This window comes from Kitasatospora sp. NPDC096147, assembly GCF_044763225.1.
In the GTDB taxonomy this organism is placed as follows: Bacteria; Actinomycetota; Actinomycetes; order Streptomycetales; family Streptomycetaceae; genus Kitasatospora.
On sequence record NZ_JBIWFX010000024.1, the window covers coordinates 89,434 to 96,303 of the forward strand.

At 69.5% G+C, this 6,870-nt stretch carries 6 protein-coding genes; 2 read left to right on the top strand and 4 right to left on the bottom strand.

From position 1 onward, the window contains the following. Positions 1–88: 88 nt before the first annotated feature. The 4 genes from ACIRBX_RS37655 to ACIRBX_RS37670 form a co-directional block, all read right to left on the bottom strand. The gene (locus ACIRBX_RS37655) at positions 89–940 is read right to left on the bottom strand and encodes an immunity 49 family protein (protein ID WP_402304820.1); all 852 of its coding nucleotides are present in this window, start codon (positions 938–940) and stop codon (positions 89–91) included. A gap of 101 nt (positions 941–1,041) precedes the next feature. Further along, positions 1,042–2,016, bottom strand: a complete 975-nt coding sequence (locus ACIRBX_RS37660; protein ID WP_402304823.1) for an immunity 49 family protein — start codon at positions 2,014–2,016, stop codon at positions 1,042–1,044. 148 nt (positions 2,017–2,164) lie between these two features. Continuing rightward, complete coding sequence (locus ACIRBX_RS37665) at positions 2,165–3,022, bottom strand: immunity 49 family protein (RefSeq protein WP_402304837.1); 858 nt, start codon at positions 3,020–3,022, stop codon at positions 2,165–2,167. A 20-nt stretch (positions 3,023–3,042) separates the two neighbouring features. Then, on the bottom strand, positions 3,043–5,529 hold the full coding sequence (locus ACIRBX_RS37670) for a toxin glutamine deamidase domain-containing protein (RefSeq protein WP_402304825.1): 2,487 nt from the start codon (positions 5,527–5,529) through the stop codon (positions 3,043–3,045). 67 nt (positions 5,530–5,596) lie between these two features. Between ACIRBX_RS37670 and ACIRBX_RS37675 the strand changes: the two genes are divergently transcribed. Then, positions 5,597–5,839, top strand: a complete 243-nt coding sequence (locus tag ACIRBX_RS37675; RefSeq protein ID WP_402304827.1) for a hypothetical protein — start codon at positions 5,597–5,599, stop codon at positions 5,837–5,839. Positions 5,840–6,028: 189 nt separating this feature from the next. After that, positions 6,029–6,870: hypothetical protein (locus ACIRBX_RS37680; RefSeq protein WP_402304829.1), on the top strand; the 842-nt coding region annotated here is incomplete at its 3' end.

The following is a 6,870-nucleotide window of genomic DNA, read 5'->3' on the forward strand; positions in this document are numbered from 1 at the left end:
GTCCCGTACCCCGCGCCGCCCACCCTCCCGCTCTCCCCATCGCCATCACCACGTCATCGGCATCCACGAGCGTGGCGGCGAAGCCGGTTCAGGTCGTCTCGTACTCGCCGATCCAACTATGGTCCAGCAGGTTCTCCGGCAGGTAGTCCGACTCCACCTCGACCTGCATGCCGCTGTCGAAAGCCATGCACGCCACCGCCAAGGGTGCCAACGCGAAGAATCCCGTCGAGGTGATCGACCGCTCCCTGTCCGAGGTCCAGTACTCCTTGTGCAACTCCAGCGCCTGGACGAGCGAGGAGTTGAACGCTGCCTGATCACCCTTCAGGAACTGGTAGAACATCTCCATCGGCGGATACACCACCCGCAACAGGTAGTCCTTCGACGCGATCCGCGCCACCTCCGGATCAGAACCCTCGATGGCAGCCGCCAACTTCTCCGCCTGCAACGGCTCCCGCTTCCAGTACGCCTGCAGCGCCTCCACCCACGCGTAGACGTACTCGTCGTACACCGCGCCGGATTCACGGAGCACCTCAACCGGCAATGCTGCCAACGCATCCAGCCGTTCGGTCTCGCGGCAGACGACGCACAGCCAGAACGCCGTCAGCCAGTTCCCGGCATGCGCTTCCCGCTTCGAGTTACCCGCCGGAACCCGCCGCACCTCACCGGCAATCCGACACTCCGCCTCCCCTTCGGCCATGCCCGCCGCCACGAACAACGCGGAAGACGCCTGCATCGCCGTCAGGACCGCCTCCCACGACTCGATACGCCCCGCCTTCGGGTCCAGCAGCAAACGCCCCTCGGTGATGGTCACTGCCGTATCCATCAACTCGATCAGGCCAAGCCGCCGGCTCCCGAAGTCCTCGAGATCCGCGACCAGATCCTCGCCCAGCCCCTCAAGGGCGTTCGGAGCGTGCTCGGTCGGAATCTCATGACGTGCCACAACCACTATCCACTCACCCCTCAGATCGGCTGTCGTCCTCGACGCCGAACCCATCGACTTCCCAACGGAGCGAACCCCTCCGCCCGACCAGCCCTGCACGATCAGGTCGGGAACTCCCCGATCCAAGACCGCTCCAGCAAGTGCTTGGGCAGGTAGTCCGACTCGACCCCGACCGACATTCCCACGTCCTTGGCGAGGCAGGCCACCCCGAGCAGTGCCAGAGCCACCAGCCCGTCCGAGTCCTCGAGTCGCTCCTCATCCGCCGACCAGTACTGCCGATACAGGACCAGTCCCTGCAACAGCGCCTCGTCGAACTTCTCCTGATCACGCTGCAAGACGTAGGAGAACGCCTGCAGAGGTGGATAGAGCACTCGGAGCATCAACTCCTCGCCGGCTACCGGGGCGTTCGCTGGGTCAGAACCCTGCACAGCCTCGGCCAGTCGATCTGTCAGCTCAGCATCGCCGTTCCAGAACGCCTGCAGCGCCTGCACCCAGGGATAGACGTACTCGTCGAATTCCGCGCCCGACTGCCGCAGCAGTTCAACCGACACGCTGCTCAGCATCGACAGCCGCTCGGCCTCCCGGCAGACCACGCACAGCCAGAACGCCGAGAGCCACCGACCCGCGTTCGTGTAGTACTGCGGACCGATCGCCGGGATCGACCACTCCCGATCCGCGATCCTGCACTGCGCCGTTCCCCCGGGCTCCGCAGTCGCCGACGCGAACACCGCAGAGCTGACCTGCATGGCGACGACCCACGCTTCCCAGCTCTCCAACCGAGCAGCAGACGGGTCGATGAGAGAACGAGTGCACGCCGCCGACATGACCGGATCGATGAGCAGACTCAGGGCCTTGGGTTTCGCCTCCACGTACGCGAGCAGCTCCGGGATGTGGCTCTCCCACGCCTCCACCCGAGCCGGCACGTCCGTCTCCGCAACCTCATGACGGACCGCCTTCTGAACCACTGCCCGCTTCCCCTCTGTCAGTTGGGAATCGAAGTAATGCATCTCATGACCGTCGAGCTTCTCACTGCCACCCTTCCCGGTGCCCCTGGGACGCACCAGGACGTAGTCCACTCACCGAGAATCCATGCCTGCCCTCAGCTTCTTGGCAAGACCGCTCTCGGGTTCACCACGACCTTCCATGTGCTTGAGGATCGTCTCGAAATACGCAGGGTGACCCTGCTTCGCACTCGGCATCCACGAGCGTGGCGGCGAAGCCGGTTCAGGTCGTCTCGTACTCGCCGATCCAACTACGGTCCAGCAGGTTCTCCGGCAGGTAGTCCGACTCCACCTCGATCCGCATCCCGCTGTCGAACGCCATACAGGCCACCGCCAAGGGTGCCAACGCGAAGAATCCCGTCGAGGTGATCGACCGCTCCCTGTCCGAGGTCCAGTACTCCTTGTGCAACTCCAGCGCCTGGACGAGCGAGGAGTTGAACGCTGCCTGATCCCCCTTCAGGAACTGGTAGAACATCTCCATCGGCGGATACACCACCCGCAACAGGTAGTCCTTCGACGCGATCCGCGCCACCTCCGGATCAGAACCCTCAATGGCAGCCGCCAACTTCTCCGCCTGCAGCGGCTCCCGCTTCCAGTACGCCTGCAACGCCTCCACCCACGCGTAGACGTACTCGTCGTACACCGCGCCGGATTCACGGAGCACCTCAACCGGCAATGCTGCCAACGCATCCAGCCGTTCGGTCTCGCGGCAGACGACGCACAGCCAGAACGCCGTCAACCAGTTCCCAGCATGCGCTTCCCGGAGAGAATCGCCGGCCGGAATCGTTCGCACCCGGCCGGCGATCCGGCATTCCACCTGTCCCTCGGAGATCCCGGCCGACGCGAACACCGCCACCGACGCCTGCATGGCCGTCAGGAACGCGTCCCATGTCTCAAGGCTCGCCGCCTTCGGGTCGCTGGACGTTCGCATCTCCGCGATGGTCACCGCCGTATCCATGACCTGGTACGCACTCAGCGGCCGCGTGCCCAAGGTCGTGAGCCAGGTGGCAAGGTACTTGTCCATCTTCTGGAGAACGGACTCGGTGTTCCTGCCGGTGATCTCATGCCGTGCAACGACCACAGTCAACTGACCCAGCCCCTCTAGATCGGATTTCCCTTGGCGTCAAGGTTGTACAGATTGAATTGCTCCATGCTATAGCCCGCGTACTCGTCCCTGAGCTTGGCTCCTCCGGAGCCCTGGCCGTCAACTTCCGCGGACCCGCCGGTACTCGACTCCGGAATGCGGTTCACCTTCGCCTTGACCACGACATAGACGACCTTCTGATCGGCCTTGGCAACCGCCAGCTCCATGGCGAGGTCCAGCTCCGCGCCATCGTCCTCAGCCGCGGTTCCCCGCTTGATCATCTGCGAGACGATCGCGTCGAAATAGGCCGGGTGCCCCTGCTCGACCTGGCGCCCGGCCAGGTCCTTCCGGCTGCCGAGGTCGGCCGACGGTGCCTTGGCCTCCACCACCAGCATCCGTCCGTCCGGCAGGTCGTAGATCTGATCGAAGCGGTTGTTCCCGGTCTCCTCGTTGTCCCGGCGTTTGGCGCCGGGGAAGTGGTCCTGGACCGCGTGGAGTTGGGCGGCCTGCTCACCGAGCTTCTCGCTCGCGTCGCGCACCTCGGTGTGCGAGGCCGCGTAGTCCTCCTGCGCGTCGGCCAGCGCCTGCTTCGTCGCGGGGGTGGAGTTGGCGTCGTCCGCCGCCTTCGCCGCATCGAGCACTGCCCTGTTCGCCTGGTCCGCCGTGATCGCGTTGCGACGCTTCTGGACCGAGTCGTCGAAGACCTTCTCCAGCTCCTTCGGCAACGTGTCGGCCTTGCCGTCCTTGCGGTCGGTGGTCATGGACGGAAGCGGTGTCGACTCGTTCGCCGTCCACGTGCCCGGGTTGTCCGGGTCGTCCCGCATGATCGCCAACGGCTCGCCGGTCTCGTCATCCACGCCCTTGGCATCCCAGCGGTGACCGTCGCCCGGGCGGTAGTGGCGGTTGAACCAGTCCCTGTTGGGGTCGTTGGCCTTCCGGGCCTGCTCCTCCACGACCCGTTTGCGGGCTTCGACGGCATCCGTGTCCGGGCTCGTACCTGCCGCCTCCTCCGGGGCGCGGCGGTCGGTGTCGTGCGGGTCGGTGGTGTCGTCACGGTGGGGGGTGGTGGGGGCGCGGTCGGGGTCGAGGGGGATGGCGAAGACGCCGTTGTCGCCGTTGTGGAGGGGGCGGTTGCTGCGTTGGCCGGTCTGGCCGTCGATGTAAGTGATCTTGCCGTTGTGGTTGACGGCGTTCCAGGCGTGGGAGCGGCCGTCCTTGTCGGTGGTGATGATGACGGCCTGGGAGCCGTGGCCGCTGTTGCGGAGGGTGTTCTCCAGGCGGCGGTAGGCGTCGGGGCCGTTGCCCATGTCGTTGAAGCGGGTGCCGAGGGCGTTCTCGATGCGGTCGCGGCCGTTGCGCTCGCCCCGGTCGGAGGGGTGGCCGTCGGCGTCGAGGTCCGGGGTGCGGGAGGCCGCCGGGGTGGGGTGGCCGGAGTAGGTGTCGACCATGGCGAGGGCGACGTCGACGCAGTTGTTGTTGCGCCCCGGGGCGTTGGGGTCGGCGCCGTTCACGGCGGCCGGCCAGTCGCCGTCCTCGGGGTCGGGGTGCCGGACGGGGGTGCCGTCGGGGTGGCGCGGGATCTCGTCCTGGAGGTGACGGTGGTCGGCGTCCGAGGGGTCGTCGAGTCCACCGGGGCTGCCCTGGGGGCGGTCCGCGGTCGCGGGACGGTAGGGCTCCTTCGGGGTCTGGCCATCGGGGTCCAGGCGGTGGCCGATGTCCGGGCGCGGATTGTCGCCTTCGTGTGAACGGGCACTGTCCGGGCGCGAGTTGTCGCCATTGGGGTCCAGGCGGTTCCCGATGTCCGGACGCGGAGTGCTGTCCGGCTTCGGGGTGGCGTTCTGACCGTTGGGGTCCAGGCGGTGGCCCAGGTCCGGACGAGGAGTGCTGTCCGGCTTGGGCGTGACGTTCTGACCGTTGGGGTCGAGGCGGCGGCCCAGGTCCGGACGCGGGGTCACGTCCGGTTTCGGGGCGGTGTGCTGGTCGTTGGGGTCCAGGCGGTTGCCGAGGTCAGGGCGCGGGGTGGCGTCCGGCTTCGGGGGCGTGACGTTCTGGCCGTCCGGGTTGAGGCGGTTACCGATGTCCGGACGGGGGTTGGCGAAGGCAGTGCGGGGGTCGGGCCGGTTGGGCACTGGGCCCCGGTCGGCGGCCGGACGCGGCCCGAAGGTGGGTCCGTCGGCGGCGGGGCGGCGCTGCGAGGGCACCGGGCCGGTCGGCGCGTGTGGTGCGGACGGAGCCTGCGGGCGGCTGCCCGGCGGCGTGCTCGTCGGGTTCGCGGCCGAGGGCGCCCCCGCGTACGGGACACCGCCGGGCGTGCCGGGCGTGGGGTCGGGGGTGGATATCGGGCCGAGGGTGGGCCGGTGCTCCGGCGCCGGGGCCGTGGCGGTGGCGCCCAGGCCGGCGGTGTTGAGGCGCGGGGTGCCCGCCGGGGTCGTGTGGGACGGGTCCGAGGGGGAGGTGGGGTTGCCGGGGGTCGGATCGTTGGCGAACGCGGTCCTCGGGTCCACCCGGGTCGGTGCGGGCGACGCACTGTCAGGAGAGGGCGTGTGCGCGGGCGCCGGGGCGGAGGGGGAAGTGCGCGGGTCCGTCGTGGCGGCACCCGCCGGCTCGGCCGGCGCCGAGCGCTCCGGCTGCGACGCCTGCTGCGGGGAGGGTGTGGTGGAGTCGGGCCGCGCGGACACCGGCTCCGGCGACGGCTGTTGGGGCGAGGGCGTGGTCGGGTCCGGCCGAGTGGGGGCGGGCTCGGGCGACGGGTGCTGCGGGGATGGTGCGGTCGAGTCGGGCCGGGTGGACACCGGCTCCGGAGTGGGCTCGTGACGCGGCGCCGGAATGTCCGCCGGGCGACCGGCCTCCGGCGCGGGCGCAGGCTGTGGTGCGGGCCCCTGCTCCGAGGGACGCACCGGCCCGTAGGTCGGCGTGGCACTCTCCTGCGCGGGCCGTGGCGCCGCTGACTCGGGCTCAGGGGTACGCGACGGGCCGTCGTCGGCGGCCGGTCGCGTGCTGCCGGTGTCACCATCCGGCGACCGGGACGGACCCTCGCTCGCCGTCGGCCGCGTCGAGCCCGGGTCCTGGTCGGGCGTGCGCGACGGGCCGTCGTCGGCGGCCGGCCGCGTGCTGCCGGTGTCACCATCCGGCGACCGGGACGGACCTTCACTCGCCGTCGGCCGCGTCGAGCCCGGGTCCTGGTCGGGCGTGCGCGGGGTGCCGGTGTTGTCTGGAGCCGAACGGCTGTCCGGGGCAGGGGCGTTGGTCCGCCCGCCAGTGCCGCCGTCGTCGTTGCGCGCGGGCGGCGTACTGCTGTTCTCCGGCGTCACCGGCGTCCGCGACGGGCCGTCCGACGCCGCCTCCGGGCCCACCCGCGTACCGAACGGGTCCAACGCCGCCGACCGCGACCCGTCGGGCTGCGACGACGCAGCCGTCGGCTGCGGACGGCTCGACGACGGGGCATCACCCGTCGGGGCACCGTCCGGAGCGGTACTGGTCGGACGGCTCGACGTACCGCTGTCCCCCGGAGCACTGCTCGACGGGTTCGAGGACGACGGCGAGCCGGTCTGCGAAGGACCGGGGCTCGACGACGAGGAGGCGGACGGGCTCGGCGAACCGGTCTGCGAAGGACCGGAGTTGGACGGCGAGGACGTCGAACCCGAGTCCCCTCCCCGATCGCCACCACCCTCACCACCACCACCCGAGTCGCCACCACGCCCCGCCGCATGGTCCAACCCACCCCGCGCGTGCGAACCCGCCTTCGACCCTAGACCGTCCCGCAACGACTCCGTGAACGTCTGCCCCGAGTTCTTGACCGCCTCCTTGAACTCCTCCGCCCCCGTCTTCGCCGTCCGCCCCAGGTC